Genomic DNA, 19,554 nt, shown 5'->3' with positions numbered 1-19,554 from the left:
CATCAGTGCACGATGCCCAGCGAGTGCCGGACGCCGTTGAGATCGGTACGCACAAAATCGAAGTACGCCACCTTGATGTCGGCGAACTTGCCGGCAGCGTCCAGCTGGTACATCACCAGCCCGCTGTAGTCGAAGCTCTCGCCGGCGCGCACGCTGCCGAACAGGCTGGCCGCGTCGTCCTGCTGCACGGCAAAGTGGGTTTCCAGCCACACCGCCAGCGTGCTGCCGTCACACACGAAGCGGCGCACACTCAGCGTTTCCTTCATCTTTCCCCAGATCTTGGCGTAGTGATCCTTCATGCCCTGCACGCCGCAGTAATGCAGGCGACCGTTCTGCACCGTGACCTCGGGCGCCAGGAAATCGTCGAAGGCACTGGCGTCTTCGGCGTTGAAACGGGCGATGTACTGCTCGAAGCGGTTGCGGTCCATTACTCGCCTCCCTTGCGGAATGGCAGCGTGGCCAGGAAGGCCAGCTGCTTGACGCCCAGCATCTTCAGGCCGGCGCGGGCCGAGGCCGCATCCAGGCGGGCTTCCATCGGCATGGTGCCGAAGCTCTTGCCCTTGATCACCAGCTCGTCGCCCACGCGCTTGAGCGATTCGACATTCATCAGCTCTTCGTCATTGGGGCCGCGCAGTACCAGGCCGCTGGACACGTTGGCCACAGGCTTGGCGGCCGGCGGCAGCGGTGCCGCGCCATCCTGCCGCGCGCCCTTGGCCACCGAGTTGAAATCCATGCCCAGCGCTTCGAACATCTTGATGGCGGTGGCGCGGCCGGCGCCGTACACGCCGCCACCCGGATGCTGGAACGGGCCGGCCAGGAACAGCCGCTCCACGCCCGGCACGGTGAACTGGCCCAGGTCCGGCGTCGGACGGTGGCCGGCGCTCTGGTACAGATACGGCGCCACGCCGTGCAGGTCGCCGCGCATCATGCTGTTGGGGCTGCTGCGCTCCAGATCCACCGGGCTGACGATCTTGCGGGCAATGATGTTGTCGCTGCTGAGGTTGGACACGTACTTGCGGTAGTGCGCCAGCGACAGGTCGCCGATCTCTTCCTTGAATTCGTCCCAGTGCTTGTCGGCCCAGCGCGGGTCTTTCACCTGATACGGCGCGAAGGTGATGCCGTGGAACATGCCGGCACCGGCCGGCACCCGCGTCTTGTCGCCGATGCTTTCGTCGCCGCCGGCGCACAGGCGGCGCTCGGTAATCAGGCCGCGCTTGAGGTCGTCGAAGTCGGCCAGCATCTCGTCCAGTTTGTCGGTGGCCATGAACTCCAGCATGGTGGCGTAGCCCACCTCCTCGCCGGCGTAGTATTTGGCGTTTTCCTTCAGGTCGTAGTGGCTGACCATGATGGAGAACGGTGCCAGCGTGGCGCGTTCGGCACGCTTGAGCACCGGCTCCGGCACGCCCTCGACAAAGCGGCGGATCACGTGCGGGTGCAGCGCGCCGATTACCGCATCGCGCGCCATGATGCGCTCGCCGTCGGCCAGCTCCACGCCGCTGGCGCGGCCGTCGCTGGTCAGGATGCGTGCCACTTCGGCATTGCAGCGCACTTCGCCGCCGTGGCTTTCGATACAGCGCACCAGCGACTCGGTGAGCTTGCCGCTGCCGCCGATCGGCTGCGACACGCCGTAGGTGTGGATGATGCCCGGCATCAGCAGCACGCCCATGCCGGTGCCCAGCTCGTTGGGCGCCTGCAGGTTCTCGCTTACCAGCCGCAGCAGGTGGATCTTGATCTTGTCGTTCTCGTACAGCTGGTTCACCAGGTCGAGGCAGTCGCGGTTCATGTAGTCCAGCATGGTCCGCCCTTCCTCGGTGCGGTCGAGCATGGCGAACAGCTCGCCCAGCGGCGGCGGCGGCGTGTACAGCCCCGGCATGAACACTTCCAGGAACTGCTGGCTCATTTTCACGAACTGGCGGTAAGTCTCGGCGTCCTTCGGCGACAGTTTGGCGAAGCACTCGCAGGTCTTGTCGATATCCTTATAGGTGTACAGCACCGACTGGTCGGGAAAGATGGTGGCGTGCGGCACCGGCGAGTAGTGGTAGTCGAGACCGTGCTGCGACAGCAGCCCCAGCTCGTCCTGGCGCAGCATTGGGTTGCCCTGGATCATGATGTGCACGCTGGAATGCTCGTCATGCCAGTAGCCGGGGGTATTCAGCTGCTGGGTGGATACGCCGCCACCCGGGTAGGATTTGCGCTCCAGCACCAGCACTTTCTTGCCGGCCTTGGCCAGGTAGGCGGCCGCCACCAGGCCGTTGTGGCCGGCGCCCATGGCGACGATGTCGTATTGCTGCGTCATGTATGTCTCCTTGCAAACCGCCTCAGTCGTTACCGAGCGGGCGAATGTTCTTATCGTGTTTACGGATGCTTGATGCCGCGGCACTGCGCTGGCGGGAGGCCAGCAGCAACAGCAGCAGCGCCACCGGGGCCAGCAGCGCGCCCATCAGCTTGATGGCGGCGGCGATGCCACCGCTGTAACCGGCCAGGCCAACCACCACCAGCGGGGTCAGGAACTGGCCGAGGAAGAACGCCGCCATCCAGGCGCCGGTACCCAGCGCGCGATGCGATTGCGGCAGGTTGTTCATGTTCCACACCTGCAAGGTGGGCATCAGGATGCCGCAGCCGATACCGGTCAGCACCGCGCCGCCCGTCACCTGCTCCATGCTGTACGCGCTGCCGGCCAGCAGGTAGCCGCAGGCGACGATGCCGAACGCCAGCCCCAGCCGGGCGCTGGTGCCCAGCCCGCGGCGCAGCACGCTGCGGAACAGCAGCGAGCCCACCACCACCGCCAGCTGCGCCAGCGAGGCGATCAGGCCGACCTGGGTACTGGATACCACGCCGACGCTTTGCAGCAGATAGGCGATGTGTACCTGCACCGCCATAAAGGCGATACCACCGGCCAGCGTCACGCCGCAGATGCCCAGCTGCCGGCGGGCACTCCACGGCAGCTCATCGGCGTCCACGGCCTGGACCACGTTGGCCGCACGGCGCTTGGCCGGCTCCCACAGCAGCCACAGGGTCAGCGGTGCCAGCAGCAGGCTGATGGCGTACACCCCGAACGGCACCCGCCAGCCGAACTCGCCCAGCGCGCCGCCAACCGCGATGAAGATCACCGCCGAGGTGGAGGCAAAGGTGGTATTCAGCGCCAGATAGCGTTCGCGCTGTACGCCACGGAAGTAGTCGCCGATCAGCGCGGTGCAGCAGGTCATGATCACCGCTTCGGCCAGGCCGACCCCGATGCGGGTGGCAAAGATGGTGTGCAGCGAGTCGATCCACAGCGGACTGACGCCGAAGGCGGCATACGCCACCAGCGCGGCAACCAGCAGCCGCTTGCGGCCAACCTTGTCGGCCACCGCGCCGATGAACAGTGACAAGGCGGCAATCACCAGCCCGGGCGCGGTCAGCACCAGCGGTACCAGGAACTCGACGCGCTCGACACCGGCAAAATGGGTCTGCATTTTGGGCAGGATGGGCGCGATCACTACCGCGGCCAGCACCGACATGCAGCCGCAGAGCAGCAGCAGGTAGGCATGCAACGGCCGGGCAAGCGGCGCGTGCTGTTGTGTAGAAGTCATGATGAAGGCTCCGATCTGAGGAGGTTCGGTATGCCCCGGCGGCGACAAGGCCGCCGGGGCAACGCAACACTAGGGCTTAGCGAACCCCCTCGCCGGCCATCGCCTCCGGCGTGAAGGTGGTATCGGCATACACCGGCATCACCTTGTACTGCTCTTTGGAGTCGTTGGTCAGGCCGTCGACATACCAGGCACCGGACAACAGGTCATAGAAACCGAAGCTCTGTGGCGACACGGTGGCCGGGATGTCCGGCATGCTGACCGGCAGCGAGAAGCCCATCTGCCACAGCTGGCCATTACCGTCCCAGTGGTCGGCCAGCACCGCATTCCAGGTGTCCTCGTCCACGTAGTAGCGACGCTTGGACGCCAGGTGGCGCTTGCCCGGGGCCACGGTGGCTTCCACCACCCACACGCGGTGCAGCTCAAAGCGCTGGTCTTCCGGGTTCAGGTGGTTGTCCAGCAGCACCTTGCTGATCGGGCGCTGGAACATGCGGTTGGCGTTGTAGGGGATGTACATCTCCTTCTTGCCCAGCACTTTCCAGCTGAAGCGGTCGGTACGGCCGTTGAACACGTCGGTCTGGTCGAACAGCGAGATGCCGGCGCTGGCCGGGGTCGGTGTATCGCAGCAGGCGTTCGGCAGCTTGCGTACCCGGCGCTGGCCGGTCATGTACACCCATACCTGCGCCTTGTCCGGATCGATGTTTTCGCGGCCAACGATGGACTCGCCGGCACGGATGGCCGGGCCGTAGTTCAGCAGCCGGATGCTCCACATCACGCCCTGGTTATCCTTCTCGAACTTGTCGAGCGAGCCATCCTTGAAGTAGTACGGCATCTGGAAGTCGCCGGAGGCAAACACGGTCGGCACGTGCTTGCCGTCGGCGGTGGTCTGCATGCCGCGCACGTCGACGTGGAAGGAGCTGCCGCGCCAGCGCGACAGGTGGTTCCACATGATTTCTTCGCCGCTCTTCGGAATCGGGAACGGAATGCCGCCGTAGGCGCCGGTCAGCTTGTGGTTGACCAGCTTGGCGCGGGTGGCGTTGTCCAAGGTGTTTTCATACACCCACTGCGGCGCGGCCGCGGTACGGTGCGTCTGGTACACCGGCACCTTGAAGGTCTTCGGGTACTTCTTCAGCATCGCCTTGAGGCCATCGGTCAGCTTGTCGTTGTACTGCGCCATATTGTCGGCGGTAATCACGAACAGCGGCTTCTCGTCGGCAAACGGGTCCGGACGGCGGCCGCCGTTCTTGAAACCGGCGCTCGGTTTGGTGCTGCCACCGCTCCAGGCGGGAATGCTGCCATCCTTGTTGCCGGCTTTTTCGGCGCCGAACGGGGTCAGCTCGCCTTTCAGCTTGGCAGCCTCGTCCGCGGACACCGCGGCGTGGGCGCCCGCGGCGGACAACATCAGCGCGGCCAGCACGGTGGCGCGCAGCAGGGTCACTTCTCTCATCTGTGTCTCCTCTTTATTAGAATGTGCGGCGTACCGACAGCGCGATGTAGTCGCGGTCGGCAAGGTTCTGCTTGTAGGAACCGTGACCATTGGCGTCGATGCCGTTGTCCACCGGGCCGAAGTAGTGGGTGTAGCTCAGGCCGAAGCGCCAGTCGTCCAGGTAAGTACCGTTGACCCCGATGCTGAGGTCGCCCACTTTCTCGCCATTGAACGACGCCACCACCGCGGAATTGCCGCTCAGGCCGTAGCCGATGCCGATCGGTACCGACAGGTCCAGCCCCGGCAGTACCTGGCGGTATTTCGGCTCGTACACCACGCGGATATTGGTGGCATCGCGGGTGGCATTGGGGTTGAGCGCCGAGGCGTTCTTGGTGATGGAGGTCATGCGGTTCCAGGCGATTTCACCGAGGAAATCCGCCTCGCGCGCGATCCACGACGGCCCCAGGCTGGCCAGCCAGTTCACCTGCGCATGCGCCGATTTACCAATCGCGTACAACGCGTTGTCGCTGTTGTCGGCGGTGCCGGTCACGTCGATCTGCGCGTCGCTGGCCAGCGGCGTGTTGTGGCGCACCGAGACCTCGGCCGCGACGTTGACGTTCTCGAAGGTGGTGGAGGCGCTCGCACCGAAAGTTTTTACCCCTTCCGGATATACCCAGCGGTATTGCCCGCTCACCGGCAGGATGTAAATCTGCGGCCCGGTCTCGTGGTAGCGTGCGGCATACAGACCGTAGTCGACATCGCCGGAACGCATGCGCAGGCTTACCCCGCCCTGCCCGGAATCCTTGGCCTCGATGTCGCTGGCACGGTCAAGTTTGCCCAGCCCCGGCACGTAGATGCTCTCCGCGCCATCGCTCAGCATGTCGATGCCGGAGAAGTAGCTGCCGGCGCCCGGCAAGCGGGTCTTGTCCCACTCCAGCTTGTAGAACATGCCCAGCGCCACATCCGGGGTGATCTGCAGCTGGGACGACAGCTGGTTCACCGGCCGCATCAGCTCCTGGAACTTGGTATTGGGCACCGACATGGCTTTCACCACGTCGATCGGCGCCATGGCGTTGGCAATGCCGTTGCCGCCAAAGAACAGGCTCTCGCCCCACAGCACGGTGTGGCGGCCCAGGCGGGCGGTCAGCGGCATCCCGGCCAGGTCGGCCTTGCCGAACACGAAGGCATCCAGCAGCTCGGCGTCCTGGCCATGCAGCTTCTTGGTGCCGTCGGTGAATTCGTTGTTGGCCACCGATACGTTGTTGGAGGTGGCCGCCGAATCGTTGTCGTTGCCGCCGTTGTATACCGAGTCGTACCAGGCGGCGCCACTGACGCGGAAGCCGTAGTTTTTCTTGTACACCACGTCCAGCTCGGACAGCAGATCCAGGCGATTGGAAATCACCCCGGCGTTGCGGAAGTTGCGGTCGCCGTCATCGGTGTTGGCAAAGCCGCTGAACGGCGCGGCGGTGAGGCGCGAATCGGCATCCTGCAAGCGATAGGCCGCGGAATACTTCACCGTGTTGTCCCAGCGGATGCTCAGGTCTTCGTTGTCGGTGGCGATCTCGAAGGCCTGGGCGCTGGCTGCGGCCAGGCCGCAGGCGATGGCCAGTACCAGCGGGCGCAGCTGGCTGCGTTTACTGCCCTGGCGACGGTGCGTGTTGATTTGACTGTTTCCCACTGTCTCTCCTCCTGTGTTTGTTGTGCCGCCCGCGCGGGGCGTGCCAGTGGTACTGCGTGCGCTGCTTATTGCCTCCAGTGCGCCAGAGGCTGCCCCGCTACCGGAGCGCGGAAAAAGGGCAGCCGGTCTCCGGCCAGACTACCCAAATACACGGTTTGCAGGTCCGGCCCGCCAAAGGTCAGGCTCGCCATCATCGGCGCCAGCGTGCCCTTGCAGGCGCCCATCAGTTCCGGGGTGGTGGTGCCGGCCTGGTAGTGCTGTTCATAGATGGCCAGAGCCTCGGGGTTGCCGTCGTCCAGCAGCGTGAGCACTTCGCCTTCCGGGGTCAGCGCGATCAGGCGCTCGGTCAGGATCAGGGTGATCCACAGATTGCCGTAGGCGTCGAAGGCAAAGCCGTCGGGGAAGCCGCCGAGGTCGGCCGGGCCGTAGATTTCGCGCGCCAGCTCCTTGCCGTCTGCGCCGATGCGCACGCGGGAGATGCGCCGGGCATTGGTTTCCACCACGTACAGCCACTCTTCGGCGGCATCGAAGCGGATCTCGTTGGTGCCGACAAAACCGTCCGCCACGATGCGAATGCCGTTGTCGTCGATCACGCCGACATAGCCATCGGCGGTTTTTTCATTGATGGAGCGGGTCCACGGCACCTGGCGGGTGGTGACCGAGAACCAGATACGGCCACGCGAATCGCACAGCACGAAGTTGGCCTTGCCCAGCGGCTGGCCGTCGATCTGGTCATACAGCAGCCGCGACTGGCCATCACGGCTCATCAGCTCGATGGCATCAGTGCCGAAATTGGCGATCACGATGTTGCCGTCGCGGTCGAACGCCAGGCCGTTGGGCAAGGTGCCGCCCAGCATGCGCTCGGCGGCCGAGGCATCTGCGGCCAACCCTTTGCCGGCCTGCTGCGCCACCAGGGTCTGGCGGCCATCCGCCGTGATGTGCACCACGCCGCCACGGGCGTCGGCAGTCCACAGCGAGCCATCCGGCTCCGCCAGAATGCACTCCGGCCGCTGCAGGCCTTCGCCGAGGGTGCGGATGGCGGCGCGATCCAGCTGCCAGCCTTTGAGTGGGTTGTTAGCCATGCAAGGTTTCCCCTTTGCCAAGGTGATGGGTGTGGTGATGGGCAGCAGGCGCGGCGGCGCCGGGTGGCGGCAGCGTGATGCCCAGCAGGCGTTCCGCATTGCCATGCAGCAAGGCGGCGCGCTGCGCGGCCGTCAGCTCGGTGAGTTCGCCCAGCAGCTGGTGCAGCTCATAGCTGCCCATATCGAACGGGTAGTCGGTGCCGAGCACCACCTGCGAAATGCCCACTTGCGCGATCAGCGCCCGCAATGCCTGCGGCTGGTACACCAGCGAGTCGAACCAGATTTGGGAGAGATATTCGCTGGGCGCCTTGGCGCAGCCGCCCGCCTCCGGCCGCACGCGGTAGCCGTGGTCGCTGCGCCCGGGATAAAACGGCAGGTAGCCGCCGCCGTGTGCGGCCAACAGTTTCAGGCCGGGATGGCGGTCCAGCGTGCCGCTGAAGATCAGCTGCGACAGCGCGATGGTGGTCTCCAGCGGCTGGCCGATCAGATTGGAGAGGTAATACGGCGCCAGCCGTGGCCCCAGACTGCTGCCGAACGGATGGATGAACACCACGCAGCCCAGCGCCTCCGCCTTGGCCCAGAATGGCGCAAACGCTTCGTCGGACAGCTCGAGCCCGGCAATGCAGGTGGAAATCTCGACCCCGCGCAGGCCAAGCTGCCGCACCGCCACCTCCAGCTGCTTTACCGCCAGCTGCGGGTGCTGCAGCGACACCGCACCCAGCCCGAGCAAGCGCGCCGGCTGTTCGGCGCACAAGCCGGCAATGGCTTCGTTCTGCAGCGTCACCAGCTGCTCGGCCAGCTCCGGCGGCGCCCAGTTGTTGTATTGCGCCGGGGACGGGCTGACGAGCTGGATATCCACGCCCATGGCATCCATGTCCGCCAGGCGGGCACTCAGGCTGGTCAGACGCGGGGCAGCCGCCGGCAGCATGTGCTGCAGGTTGTGCTGCACCGAGGCCGGCCCCGTGCTGCGATCGAATGCGCTCTTTTCCGCCAGCCGAGCCGGCTGCTCGGCCACCAGCGCCTCTGCCGCCGGTACAAATGCGTGACAGTGCACATCCACCGTCAGCTGCGACGGCACGCGCGCCGCTGCGGCCTGTTTGGCCTTGCCGGCTGCGGCGCAATCCGGCAAGCAGCCGGCGCCACAGGTATGCAGCTGGATGGTATTCATCGCCACCCCACCTGCCCGGCATGGGCTGCCATTACAACAGTCGTTGCGAGCATGCCCGCGCCGTGCCAACGGCACATGCCACGGGTGGCGCAGCTCCCGCCACCGACCGGCATGCCTGCACTACCGTCCACACTCATCGCCATGTTCTCGCCCTCTATCCTGTTGCGTGGTTCGCTGCTCACCGCGGTAACCAGGTATTCCGGCCAGCGCATCGACAGCGTTTGAACAGAGCATAGAGTGGCGCTCAACATCCGTTAAATCGTTTGTTACTATGTCATGTATCGAAGATGTGGATACCTAAGCCACGACGAAACCGGAACTGGACCCCAGATGCGCTTCAATCGCCTAGACCTGAATTTGCTGGTGGTGCTCGACGCCCTGCTCACCGAACAGAACATCACTCGCGCCGGACAGCAGGTGTTCCTCAGCCAGTCGGCCACCAGTGGCGCACTGGCCCGGCTGCGGGAGTTTTTCAACGATGAATTGCTGGTGCAGGTTGGCAGAAAAATGGTACTGACGCCGCTGGGGGAAAGCCTGGTGAAGCCGGTGCGCAGCATCCTGCTGCAGGTGCAGACTACGATTGAGCAGCGCCCCGAGTTCGACCCGACGCAGTCGCAGCGCAAGTTCACCTTCATCATGTCCGACTACACCGCGATGGTGCTGATGCCGGCAGTCGTCCGCCAAGCAGCCAAAATCGCACCCGGCATCACCTTTGAACTGATCACACCGACTGATGCGCCGATAGAAGAACTGGAGAATGGCAACGCTGATTTTCTGCTGCTGCCAAGCAATGCCATCTCGGAAAAGCACCCGAGCTGCAGCATTTTCTCGGAAGACTTTGTCTGTATCTGCTGCCGCGACAATCAGCAGATCGAAGAGGAAATCAGCATCGACCAGTACCTGAAACTTGGCCATGTGATTGTGAGTTTTGGCTCGCTACGGCGCCCCAGCGTAGATACCTGGCTACTGGAAAAATACGGTATTGATCGCCGGCCGGAAATTACCGTTCCCACCTTCACCGCCGTGCCGCAGTATGTAATTGGCACATCGCGCATTGCCACCATCCACCGGCGGCTAGCCAATTTTTGGGCCCAGCATCTGCCCATCCGCATCCTGCCAACCCCTATCGCCATCCCGACCATGGGCTGGAGCCTGCAGTGGCACCAGTACAAGGACATCGACCCTGCCACGCACTGGGTCAAGCAGATGATTCAGGATACGGCAGCGGACATGTACTGACTCTGAATCGCCCCGGCGTTTCGAGATACTGCAGTCACTGCCCCATGGCTTTTTCAATAACTTTGTAGAGAAGTCAGATTTTTTCAGAAATTCTTCGCCGATTCAGCTTCGCTGTGAGTTCACAAAGATGAAAAAAGCCTTGTCTGGCAAGGCAGGAAATTTTCACTAACTTTCCCTCCCTACATATAGGGGGCGGATTAATTAAAAAATCTGGGCACGAGACGTGAAATGCCCGTCCCTCCCAGCCGCAACGACCCCGCGTCCGAGAGGTCGCGGCACAAGGCTCGCAGCGATATTGGCCCTACTTACCAAGGGTGCTTTGTACCTTTAGCGCGCCGCTGTAATTGTTCTCGTGGTGGCTACGGATCAGCTGCTCGGACAGACCATTGAGGTTGGCCGCATCGCAGGCCAACGGTTGGATCTGGTAAGTCATGGGCACTCTCCTTCCGGTCGATGTCAGTGATGCAGCAGCGGGTACAGCAGCAGGCCGATCGCAGCGGCACCACCGACGATCACCGGCTCTTGCAGCTTCTTGAAACGCCACAGCAACAAGACGGTGCCAAGCGCCAGCAGCACGGTGGGCACGTCAATCAGCGAACGTTTGGCGATCACGATGACGGAGCCGGTGATCGCACCGACCGCCGCAGCGGTGATGCCGTTCACGAATGCCACCACCCCCGGCAACTTGCCATACTTCTTGAAGTACGGTGCAGGCAGCACGGTGAACAGGTAGCACGGCAGGAAGGTGCCCAGCGCCGCCACGCAGGCACCTGGCAGCCCGGCGACCAGGTAGCCGATGAAGCCCACCGTGATCACCACCGGCCCCGGCGTGATCATGGCGACGGCAACGGCATCGACGAACTGCTTGTCGTTGAGCCAGTGATGCTCAGTTACTACGCCGCCGTAGAGGAACGGCACGATGGCCAGTCCAGAACCGAACACGAACGCCCCGGCCTTGGCGAAGAAGACGCCAATCTGGCCCAGCAACGATAAATCCAGCTCGGCCAGCAAGCCGCTGATGCTCGGCAACTGGGCAACGGCGACCGCATTCATGCTGCCTTTGCCCAGCCATTTGGGCGGCGCATTCCAGAGCCAGCTCACGATACCGGCCGCCAGGAACAGCCAGGCGATTTCCGACTCGGTGACCACCGTGACGGCGAGCAGGGTCAGAAAGATGGCCCACAGCAGCTTGTCCTTGCCGACGCTCTTGGTAGTCAGCTTGTGGGCGCTGATCGCAATGATGCCGATCACCGCGGCACCGACCCCGTAGAACACGGCCTGCATCCATTGCAGTCCGCCAAATTGCTGATAGGCCCAGCCCAGTGCCACCACCATCAGGAACGAGGGCAGCACGAAGGCCAGCCCGACCAGGGTGGCGCCCAGGGTGCGGTAATGCACATAGCCCAGGTAAATGGCGGTTTGTGCGGCCATCGGCCCTGGGGCCAGCTGGGCCAGGGCGATGCCTTCCTTGTAGTCGGACTCGGAGATCCAGTCGAGACGCTCGACCAGGTCGCGGTGCATGTAGCCGACCAGGGCCACCGGCCCGCCGAAACCGAAGGTGCCAAGGCGCAGGAAGTACAGCACCAGCTGCCACAAGGTGTAGGCAGGATGCGTACTGAGGGGCGCGGTATTGCTGGCATTGCTCAAGGTGATCTCCTGCTTCGGAAAGATTGTCAGGGGAGCTTACGGTTTGGCCGTACCCTGGAAATGGGTGTAGAGCGAGTCCAGGACGTTGCTGATGTCAGCCAGCAGCAGGTCATCGTCCGCGATCCGGCTGCGCGCGCCGCCCAGCACGGCTTCGAAGCCGACGCCCTCCGGCACCACGCTGCCGCTGACATCGAGTGCGTGCACCAGCTCACCGAGTCGGGCCAGGGCCGGATCGTGCTCGAAGCCGAAGCTCGCCAGCAGCACCTCGAACGTCACCCGCTCCCCGATATGAGAGAACGTCGCCCCGTCGAAATCGAAGCCCAGCGCTTCCACCGGGCAGGCGTGGATGTCGGTCAGCCAGACGAAGCGAGCCGCGGGGTCGATGAAGCGGCGGATCAGCCAGGCCGAGGCAATTCGATCCACCCATGGCCGCGCCCGGGTGGCCCACAGTCGCTGCTGGTAGTCAGCCAGGGCGCGGCGGGGGATGTCGCCGTCAACCGCCAGTGGCTCATCCGGCGCGTAGTGGCGGGTCAGCCGCTTCTCGGCGTCGTTGCATTGCCGACGGGCCGATTCCAGCGATTCACCGGTAAAAAAGTCGATGGCGGCAATCGCTTCCAGCTCCTTGCGCAGCTGGCGCAGACTGCGCCGGGCTTCGCCCTCCGACGCCGGTAGCTGTGCCAGCAGCGCCGCCAGCGCCTCGCTCCATTGCTGGTAGGCCTCGCTCCGGTCGAACAGCGCCCGCCATTCCGCCTGGGCTGTTGGGTCGTCTTCCACCACCTGCAGCACGTGGGCCATACCATCTGCGGCCAACAGCTCATCGCGCAAGTTGACCAGCGCCTGGCGCAGTTCGGGCCGGGCCGGCAACAGGTAGACGCCGTCGCGTAGCGCGGCAGCGCCGATCGCTTTCATCTGCCGCCAGAGCCGCACCCGCAGGGTGCCGTTTTGCCCTGCCACGCTGGTGACCAAGGCGAGCCAGTTGATCTGATCCATTGCACCTCCTTTGCAATGAACATTACACCATCTGTAATGTTGGTGATATTACATTTAGCGCAAAACTCATTACACTTACCAGTAACCGACTGGAGGCCGGCACAAGCCTGGACAGTTCAGACGTCAGGAAGTCTTGCTACTGGATCTCGGTTTCCTTGTCTTTTCCTATCCCCCCGGATAGGATGTAAAGCCATGAGCACACACACCTCCCACCCTGACATCATCAAACGGCTCAAGCGCGCCGATGGCCACCTCAAGAGCATCATTGCCATGCTCGAAGAGGGACGCAGCTGCCTGGACATTGTCCAGCAGCTTCAGGCCGTCGAAAGCGCCGTCACCAATGCCAAGAAAATCCTGGTGCATGACCATATCGAGCACTGCCTGGAACACGCGGTGCGCGAGGGCCAGCAAAGCGCGGACGCTACCCTGCGCGAGTTCAAAGAGATCACCAAATACCTGTAGCGGACGTCTGTCCGGCGCGGAACAGGGCGACTACCTGGCAAGTGAGAAATCGTCATGAATTGGAAAGAAGGACTACGCCAGACTGGCGTGCCGGCGGCGCTGGGCGCCGCGCTGTTATTCGGCGCGGGGACGCCGTTTGCCAAGCTGCTGCTGCACAACGTGAACCCATGGCTGCTGGCCGGGCTGCTCTACCTGGGCTCTGGCGTTGGCCTGACACTGTACCGTCGCCTGACGCGGGCGCCAGCCGTCCGCTTGCCGCGCCATGAAGCCCCATGGTTTATCGGGGCCATCGTGTCGGGCGGTGTCATCGGACCGGTGCTGCTGATGCTGGGGCTGACCGGGATGCCCGCTTCCGGGGCGTCGCTGCTGCTCAATGCCGAAGGCGTGTTCACCGCGCTGCTGGCCTGGTTCGCTTTCAAGGAAAACTTCGACCATCGCATTGCCTTGGGGATGGTGGCCATTGTTGCAGGGGCACTGATCCTGAGTTGGCCGGGCGAGGCACGCTTCGCTGGCGTGTGGCCGGCACTGGCGATAGTTGGCGCTTGCTTCGCCTGGGGTATCGACAACAACCTGACCCGCAAGGTCTCCCTGACGGATGCCACCTGGATCGCCTCGGTCAAAGGGCTGGCGGCCGGTTCGGTCAACCTGGCGCTGGCGTTAATGCTGGGGGCGTCTCTGCCGCCGCTACCCAACCTTGCCGGCGCCATGATCGTTGGCTTCCTTGCCTATGGTGTGAGCCTGGCGCTGTTCGTGGTAGCGCTGCGTCACCTCGGTACGGCTCGCACCGGTGCCTATTTCTCGGTTGCGCCGTTCTTCGGTGCGCTGCTGGCGCTGGCCATGGGGGAACCGATCACCCTACCGCTGTTGCTTGCCGGTGGCTTGATGGCGCTCGGCATCTGGCTGCACCTCACCGAACGCCACGAACATGAACACACGCATGAAGCGTTGGAACATGAGCACGAGCACGTGCATGATGCGCATCACCAACACAAGCATGACTATCCGGTTGCACCAGACACCAAGCACCGGCATCAGCATCGGCACGATGTGCTGACACATTCCCATCCGCATTTCCCTGACTCGCACCACAGGCATAAGCACTGACCTAACGGTCCACTCTGGGGGCACCTGCAGGCATTCATCACATAGCGATGGATCGTCCGCTTAGGCCGACGCCCTGCCGGTGACGCTCGCTTGACTGCCGGGAGGTCGGCCAAAGCGGACAGCCACAAGCAGAGGTGAGTGCGCCTACCTTTTTGCACAAAGCGGCTACTCGACAGCCAATGTAAGAGCAGACAGTCTTACCTCAGCTTTCAGACACACCCTCCAGCTGATGTAGTCGACCGATCAGGCAGGAAAATCCGCAGACTGCAGTACACCAAGAGAATCCAGCTTGAGATGCCGTTCAAGCATGTCGGCAAGGCGGTCAATATGCTTATCCCGCTCGGCGCGGTAGTCATGCGCCGCCGGCTGCTGCAGCCCGGCCCAGCGCAGCAAGGCCTGGCAAGCCTCCGGGTGGTCGAACAGGCCATGCAGGTAGCTGCCCAGCACCTGGCCGTCGGCAGACACCGCACCGTCACAGCCGCCGGCCAGCGTGACAGCCGGCTTATCCAGCGCCGGGCCGCTCGACACGCCCATGTGTATCTCGTAGCCGCTTACCGCTGCGTCAGCAAATGCCAGCCGTCCTTCAGCCTGGGCCAGCCGCTTGTGAGCAGTCAATGTGGTTTCCATATCCAGCAGGCCAAAGCCGATTGAGCTGCCGGCAGGGCCTTCCAGCCCGAATGGATCATGGAGTTGCCTGCCCAGCATCTGGAAGCCACCACAGATGCCGATCAACTTACCGCCATAGCGCAAGTGGCGATGGATGGCGGGCTCCCAGCCATTGGCACGCAACCAGTCGAGATCATGACGAACGTTCTTGCTACCGGGCAGTACCATCAGGTCGGCCGGCGGGATCGTTTCGCCGGCACGCACCACGCTCACCGCCACCTGCGGGTGCAGCCGCAGCGCATCGAAATCGGTGTGATTACTCAGCCGCGGCAGCGCCGGCACCACCACGCGCAAGCGCTGGACGGCGCCCGCTGCCGGCAGCGCGGCGCCCTGGCTCAGGCTGTCCTCGGCTTCGATATGCAGCCCCTGCAGGTACGGCAGCACGCCCAGCACCGGCTTGCCGGTATGTTGCTCCAGCCAGTCTATGCCGGGCTGCAGCAGGGCCACGTCGCCGCGAAAGCGGTTGATCACCAGCCCTACCACCCTGGCCCGCTCGCTCGGCGACAACAGCGCCAGCGTGCCCACCAGGTGGGCAAACACGCCGCCACGGTCAATGTCGGCCACCAGCAGCACCGGGCAGTCCACCGCCTCGGCAAAGCCCATATTGGCGATATCGCCCTCGCGCAGGTTGATCTCGGCCGGGCTGCCCGCCCCCTCCACCACCACGCACTGGTACTGTGCGGCCAGCCTTTGATGCGACTCCAGCACTGCCTGCATCGCGCGCGGCTTGTAGGCGTGGTAACTGCGCGCATCCATGTTCGACAGCACCCGCCCCTGCACGATCACCTGCGAACCGGTATTACTGTTGGGTTTGAGCAGGATGGGGTTCATGTCGGTGTGCGGCTCGATGCCGCAGGCCAGCGCCTGCACCGCTTGCGAGCGGCCGATCTCGCCACCGTCCACCGTCACCGCGCTGTTGAGCGCCATATTCTGCGGTTTGAACGGCGCCACCCGGATACCTCGTCGCGCCAGCAGGCGGCACAGCCCGGTGGCAAGCGTGCTCTTACCGGCATCGGATGTGGTCCCCATGATCATCAGGGTTTTGGCTGGCATGGCTAAACTCCGTACGCTTTTTCGGGCATTGGCCCTAGAATTGCGGTCTTTCGATTCGGCTGTCGGTAGCCAGATCGCGCCCCGGGCGCGGCAGCACCGACCAGAACGGCCGAGATTATATAGGCGCATCCGGTGTTCACTTCCGTTTTTCTGCTGCTGGCGGTACTGCTCGACAAACTGCTGGGCGAGCCGCGCCGCTGGCATCCGCTGGTGGGTTTCGGCAGCCTGGTGCGGCGCGTCGAGGCGGCGCTCTACCCGGCCGACCCCGGCCACGCATCCATGCTGCAAATGCGGCTGCGCGGCGTGCTCGGCATTGCCTTACTGCTGTTGCCGTTCAGCCTGCTGGCAGCCCTGCTGGCGCGGCTGCCCTACCTTGGCGGCGTTGCCAGCGTCGCGCTGCTCTACCTCGCCATTGGCGCCAGGAGCCTGGGCCAGCACGCGCAGGCGGTGGTCGATGCGCTGCACGGCAACGATCTGCCGCTGGCCCGCCAGCGGGTCGGCATGATCGTCAGCCGCGAAACCGCTACGTTGGCCGCACCGGACGTGGCGCGCGCCACCATTGAATCGGTACTGGAAAACGGCAGCGACGCGGTGTTCGCCGCAGTGTTCTGGTTCCTGCTGCTGGGCGCACCGGGTGTGGTGCTGTACCGGCTCGCCAATACCCTGGACGCGATGTGGGGCTACAAAAACCAGCGCTACCTGCACTTTGGCTGGGCCGCGGCACGCTTTGACGATGTAATGAACTACATTCCGGCCCGGCTCACCGCCCTGACCTACATCGTTCTTGGCAATCTCCGCGACGGCTGGCGCTGCTGGCGCCAGCAGGCGCCCACCTGGTACAGCCCGAACGCCGGCCCGGTGATGGCCGCCGGCGCCGGCGCGCTCGGCGTGACGTTGGGCGGCGCCGCCCGCTACCACGGCAGCCTGAAGCAGCGCCCTGCGTTAGGGGTTGGCCGCATGCCCGGCACGCACGACATCAGCCGCGCGATACGGCTGGTCGACCACGGTCTGGTGCTGTGGGTGGCTCTGGCGCTGCTGGCCGGCACAATGATGGAGCTGAGCGGTGCTTGAACACGGAGGCGGCATTCTCGCCGCGGCGCGGCGCTACGGCATCCCGCAGCAACAATGGCTGGACCTGTCCACCGGGCTGAACCCGCACGGCTGGCCGGTACCCGCGCTGCCTGCCAGCTGCTGGCAGCGCCTGCCAGAAGAGCACGACGGCCTGGAGGACGCCGCCGCCGGCTATTACGGCAATGCCAGCCTATTGCCGGTGGCCGGCTCGCAGGCGGCCATCCAGGCGCTGCCGCTGCTGCGACCGGCTGGCTGCGTGGGGCTATTGGCCACCAGCTATGCCGAGCATGCCCATGCCTGGCAGCGTCACGGGCACCAGGTCGAAAAACTGACCCCCGAGCAGATAGACGCGGCGCTGCCGCAGCTAGACGTACTGTTGCTGGTGAACCCGAACAACCCGACCGGCGCCCGCTTTGCGGCGGCGACCCTGCTGCGCTGGCATGCCGCCCTGGCCGCACGCGGCGGCTGGCTGATCGTCGATGAGGCGTTCATGGACTGTGCGCCCGCCGACAGCCTGGTACCGCAAAGCGGGGCTGCGGGCCTGATCGTGCTGCGCTCGCTCGGCAAGTTCTTCGGCCTTGCCGGCGTCAGGGTCGGCTTCGTATTCGCCTGGCGCGAACTGCTCGACGCCTTGCGCGAGGCCCTGGGACCCTGGACGCTGGCGGGGCCGGCGCGCGCCGCGGCCCGGCTTGCCCTGCTCGATACCGGCTGGCACGCCGACACGCGCAGCCTGCTCGCGGCCGAGGGAAACCGCCTCGCCACCCTGCTGCACGCGCATGGCCTGCCGCCAAGCGGCGGCACAGCGCTGTTCCAGTGGCTGGACCACCCGCAAGCGCCCGCCCTGCATGAATTCCTGGCACGGCGGGGCATACTCTGCCGCTTTTTCGCCGGGTCGCACAGCGTGCGCTTCGGCCTGCCGGCCGACGAGCCAGGCTGGCGGCGCCTCGCAGACGCGCTGCAGGCCTTTCACGCCGCCCGGCAGGGTTCCCATTCCAGCTAGCGTCACGTATCATCCGCCACCAGCAAATGATGGCGCCCATACGGGTTAAACGGGAATGCGGTTCAATGCCGCAGCTGCCCCCGCAACTGTAAGTGACGAGCCAGCGCAACAGCACCACTGGGCCCAACCCGGGAAGGTCGCGCACCGGCAATGACGCACGAGCCAGGAGACCGGCCATCACTTTCAGTCGACGTGGGTTGAAACCGGGCGGGGTGTACCGGGGGATAACAGCGAACGGCCGAAACCAGTCGTTCAGTCCTCTCTCGCGGCGATACTCCTAGTTGAGGTATCTCATATGGCTTCGCTGCACGCTGCCCGATCCGTCCGGCGGACACTGTCCACCAGCCGGGCCTCCGCCTTGCTGCTGCTGGGCCTTGTTGCGGCCAACCTGCTCGCCTGGAGCTGGGCGCTGACCGCCTTCAGCGGCCACCCCGCCCTGCTCAGTACCGCCCTGCTGGCCTACCTGTTCGGTCTGCGCCACGCGGTGGACGCCGACCACATCGCCGCCATCGACAATACCGTGCGCAAGCTGATGCAGCAGCAGCAGCGCCCGCTTGGCGTGGGCTTCTTCTTCTCGCTGGGCCATTCGGCCGTGGTCATCATCGCCGTCGCACTGATCGTGTTCGCCACCGCCACCCTGCAGAGCCACGTCATCGGCTTCAAGCAGATCGGCAGCGTGATCGGCACCAGCGTGTCGGCACTGTTCCTGCTGGGCATCGCCCTGATCAACCTGTCGGTGCTGCGCGACGTGTGGCAGCACTTTCGCCGCGTCCGTCGCGGCGAACGCATCGACGAAGCGCAACTCGACCTGCTGCTGGGCAATCGCGGCCTGCTGGCCCGCATGCTGCGCCCGCTGTTCCGGCTGGTAACGAAGAGCTGGCACCTGTTCCCGATCGGCTTCCTGTTCGGGCTGGGCTTTGACACCGCCACCGAAATCGGCCTGTTCGCCATGGCTGCCGCCCATACCAGCGACGGCATCCCCCTGTGGCACCTGATGGTGTTTCCGGTGCTGTTCACCGCCGGCATGGCGCTGATCGACACCATCGACAGCATGCTGATGGTCGGCGCCTACGGCTGGGCCTTCGTCAACCCGGTGCGCAAGCTCTGGTACAACCTGACCATCACCCTGATATCGGTAATCGTTGCCGTGGCGATTGGCGGCCTGGAAGCACTGGGGCTGATCGCCGACCGCTTCGCGCTGTCCGGCGGCGTATGGGACTGGATCACCGCGCTCAACGAGAACCTGGCCCACTTCGGCTACTTTGTGATTGCACTGTTCATGGCGAGCTGGGCAATCTCGGCCGCCATCTACAAGTGGAAGCGCTTCGACAGCCTGACCGAAGCGCGCTAACCCTTAGCCGGACGCCCCGTCGCGTCCGGCACATTCCCGCCGCGACCC

At 64.6% G+C, this 19,554-nt stretch carries 17 protein-coding genes and 1 riboswitch; of the genes, 6 read left to right on the top strand and 11 right to left on the bottom strand.

Annotation, left to right across the window (positions count from 1 at the left end; genetic code table 11):
* Positions 1–2: 2 nt before the first annotated feature.
* The 7 genes from ACFOLG_RS03465 to ACFOLG_RS03435 all read right to left on the bottom strand — a co-directional run bounded on the left by ACFOLG_RS03465 (position 3) and on the right by ACFOLG_RS03435 (position 8,923).
* Positions 3–428, bottom strand: coding sequence for a nuclear transport factor 2 family protein (locus ACFOLG_RS03465; RefSeq protein WP_386088396.1), 426 nt, complete (start codon positions 426–428; stop codon positions 3–5).
* Positions 428–2,380: a phytoene desaturase family protein gene (locus tag ACFOLG_RS03460; RefSeq protein WP_386088394.1), complete on the bottom strand. Its 1,953-nt coding sequence runs from the start codon at positions 2,378–2,380 to the stop codon at positions 428–430. The genes ACFOLG_RS03465 and ACFOLG_RS03460 overlap by 1 nt, the downstream gene beginning before the upstream one ends.
* Positions 2,319–3,572, bottom strand: coding sequence for an MFS transporter (locus ACFOLG_RS03455; protein ID WP_386088391.1), 1,254 nt, complete (start codon positions 3,570–3,572; stop codon positions 2,319–2,321). The genes ACFOLG_RS03460 and ACFOLG_RS03455 overlap by 62 nt, the downstream gene beginning before the upstream one ends.
* A gap of 76 nt (positions 3,573–3,648) precedes the next feature.
* Positions 3,649–5,016 carry a DUF1329 domain-containing protein gene (locus tag ACFOLG_RS03450; protein ID WP_386088389.1) on the bottom strand — a complete coding sequence of 456 codons (1,368 nt, stop codon included), beginning with the start codon at positions 5,014–5,016 and terminating at the stop codon, positions 3,649–3,651.
* A 16-nt stretch (positions 5,017–5,032) separates the two neighbouring features.
* Positions 5,033–6,673 carry a DUF1302 domain-containing protein gene (locus tag ACFOLG_RS03445; RefSeq protein ID WP_386088387.1) on the bottom strand — a complete coding sequence of 547 codons (1,641 nt, stop codon included), beginning with the start codon at positions 6,671–6,673 and terminating at the stop codon, positions 5,033–5,035.
* A 65-nt stretch (positions 6,674–6,738) separates the two neighbouring features.
* On the bottom strand, positions 6,739–7,755 hold the full coding sequence (locus ACFOLG_RS03440) for an SMP-30/gluconolactonase/LRE family protein (protein WP_386088384.1): 1,017 nt from the start codon (positions 7,753–7,755) through the stop codon (positions 6,739–6,741).
* Positions 7,748–8,923 (bottom strand): amidohydrolase family protein, encoded by a 1,176-nt coding sequence (locus ACFOLG_RS03435; protein ID WP_386088382.1) that lies wholly within the window; start codon positions 8,921–8,923, stop codon positions 7,748–7,750. Before ACFOLG_RS03435 ends, ACFOLG_RS03440 begins: the two co-directional genes overlap by 8 nt.
* Positions 8,924–9,253: 330 nt before the next feature.
* Between ACFOLG_RS03435 and ACFOLG_RS03430 the strand changes: the two genes are divergently transcribed.
* Complete coding sequence (locus tag ACFOLG_RS03430) at positions 9,254–10,162, top strand: LysR family transcriptional regulator (protein ID WP_386088379.1); 909 nt, start codon at positions 9,254–9,256, stop codon at positions 10,160–10,162.
* A gap of 301 nt (positions 10,163–10,463) precedes the next feature.
* On the opposite strand, the gene ACFOLG_RS03425 is transcribed toward ACFOLG_RS03430, so the two are convergent.
* From ACFOLG_RS03425 to ACFOLG_RS03415, 3 genes are read right to left on the bottom strand one after another with little or no spacing between them, the layout of a single operon-like run.
* Positions 10,464–10,595: a hypothetical protein gene (locus ACFOLG_RS03425; RefSeq protein ID WP_386088376.1), complete on the bottom strand. Its 132-nt coding sequence runs from the start codon at positions 10,593–10,595 to the stop codon at positions 10,464–10,466.
* 23 nt (positions 10,596–10,618) lie between these two features.
* Entirely contained in the window at positions 10,619–11,809 is a 1,191-nt protein-coding gene (locus ACFOLG_RS03420; protein WP_386088373.1) for a chromate transporter, read from the bottom strand.
* 36 nt (positions 11,810–11,845) lie between these two features.
* Entirely contained in the window at positions 11,846–12,799 is a 954-nt protein-coding gene (locus ACFOLG_RS03415) for a chromate resistance protein ChrB domain-containing protein (RefSeq protein ID WP_386088371.1), read from the bottom strand.
* A 192-nt stretch (positions 12,800–12,991) separates the two neighbouring features.
* Between ACFOLG_RS03415 and ACFOLG_RS03410 the strand changes: the two genes are divergently transcribed.
* Together ACFOLG_RS03410 and ACFOLG_RS03405 are read left to right on the top strand one after the other, a co-directional pair.
* A complete protein-coding gene (locus tag ACFOLG_RS03410; RefSeq protein ID WP_386088369.1) occupies positions 12,992–13,261 on the top strand; it encodes a metal-sensing transcriptional repressor in 270 nt (89 codons plus the stop codon).
* A gap of 54 nt (positions 13,262–13,315) precedes the next feature.
* Positions 13,316–14,365, top strand: coding sequence for a DMT family transporter (locus ACFOLG_RS03405; RefSeq protein ID WP_386088367.1), 1,050 nt, complete (start codon positions 13,316–13,318; stop codon positions 14,363–14,365).
* A gap of 243 nt (positions 14,366–14,608) precedes the next feature.
* Here the strand turns inward: ACFOLG_RS03405 and ACFOLG_RS03400 are convergent, their stop codons facing one another.
* A complete protein-coding gene (locus ACFOLG_RS03400) occupies positions 14,609–16,084 on the bottom strand; it encodes a cobyric acid synthase (protein ID WP_386088365.1) in 1,476 nt (491 codons plus the stop codon).
* A 132-nt stretch (positions 16,085–16,216) separates the two neighbouring features.
* On the opposite strand from ACFOLG_RS03400, the gene cbiB reads away from it, so the two are divergent.
* The 3 genes from cbiB (at position 16,217) to ACFOLG_RS03385 (ending at position 19,506) form a co-directional block, all read left to right on the top strand.
* Positions 16,217–17,155: an adenosylcobinamide-phosphate synthase CbiB gene (gene cbiB, locus ACFOLG_RS03395; RefSeq protein WP_386088363.1), complete on the top strand. Its 939-nt coding sequence runs from the start codon at positions 16,217–16,219 to the stop codon at positions 17,153–17,155.
* Positions 17,148–18,155, top strand: coding sequence for a threonine-phosphate decarboxylase CobD (gene cobD, locus ACFOLG_RS03390; protein WP_386088362.1), 1,008 nt, complete (start codon positions 17,148–17,150; stop codon positions 18,153–18,155). The genes cbiB and cobD overlap by 8 nt, the downstream gene beginning before the upstream one ends.
* 13 nt (positions 18,156–18,168) lie before the next feature.
* A riboswitch (cobalamin riboswitch) is annotated at positions 18,169–18,348 on the top strand.
* Between the two features lie 102 nt (positions 18,349–18,450).
* A complete protein-coding gene (locus ACFOLG_RS03385; protein ID WP_386088360.1) occupies positions 18,451–19,506 on the top strand; it encodes a HoxN/HupN/NixA family nickel/cobalt transporter in 1,056 nt (351 codons plus the stop codon).
* Positions 19,507–19,554 lie beyond the last annotated feature (48 nt).

It is taken from the genome of Vogesella facilis (assembly GCF_042648525.1).
Lineage (GTDB): Bacteria > Pseudomonadota > Gammaproteobacteria > Burkholderiales > Chromobacteriaceae > Vogesella > Vogesella facilis.
The sequence above is the reverse complement of the archived record's forward strand: the minus strand, read 5'-3'. Positions and strand labels throughout refer to the sequence as shown.

Bases quoted from the DNA above. Each gene is read 5' to 3' on its own strand.
- ACFOLG_RS03450 (WP_386088389.1), bottom strand. From the start codon at position 5,016: ATGAGAGAAGTGACCCTGCTGCGCGCCACCGTGCTGGCCGCGCTGATG.
- ACFOLG_RS03435 (WP_386088382.1), bottom strand. From the start codon at position 8,923: ATGAATACCATCCAGCTGCATACCTGTGGCGCCGGCTGCTTGCCGGAT.
- ACFOLG_RS03400 (WP_386088365.1), bottom strand. From the start codon at position 16,084: ATGCCAGCCAAAACCCTGATGATCATGGGGACCACATCCGATGCCGGT.
- ACFOLG_RS03465 (WP_386088396.1), bottom strand. From the start codon at position 428: ATGGACCGCAACCGCTTCGAGCAGTACATCGCCCGTTTCAACGCCGAA.
- ACFOLG_RS03410 (WP_386088369.1), top strand. From the start codon at position 12,992: ATGAGCACACACACCTCCCACCCTGACATCATCAAACGGCTCAAGCGC.
- ACFOLG_RS03430 (WP_386088379.1), top strand. From the start codon at position 9,254: ATGCGCTTCAATCGCCTAGACCTGAATTTGCTGGTGGTGCTCGACGCC.
- ACFOLG_RS03415 (WP_386088371.1), bottom strand. From the start codon at position 12,799: ATGGATCAGATCAACTGGCTCGCCTTGGTCACCAGCGTGGCAGGGCAA.
- ACFOLG_RS03385 (WP_386088360.1), top strand. From the start codon at position 18,451: ATGGCTTCGCTGCACGCTGCCCGATCCGTCCGGCGGACACTGTCCACC.
- ACFOLG_RS03425 (WP_386088376.1), bottom strand. From the start codon at position 10,595: ATGACTTACCAGATCCAACCGTTGGCCTGCGATGCGGCCAACCTCAAT.
- ACFOLG_RS03455 (WP_386088391.1), bottom strand. From the start codon at position 3,572: ATGACTTCTACACAACAGCACGCGCCGCTTGCCCGGCCGTTGCATGCC.
- ACFOLG_RS03440 (WP_386088384.1), bottom strand. From the start codon at position 7,755: ATGGCTAACAACCCACTCAAAGGCTGGCAGCTGGATCGCGCCGCCATC.
- ACFOLG_RS03405 (WP_386088367.1), top strand. From the start codon at position 13,316: ATGAATTGGAAAGAAGGACTACGCCAGACTGGCGTGCCGGCGGCGCTG.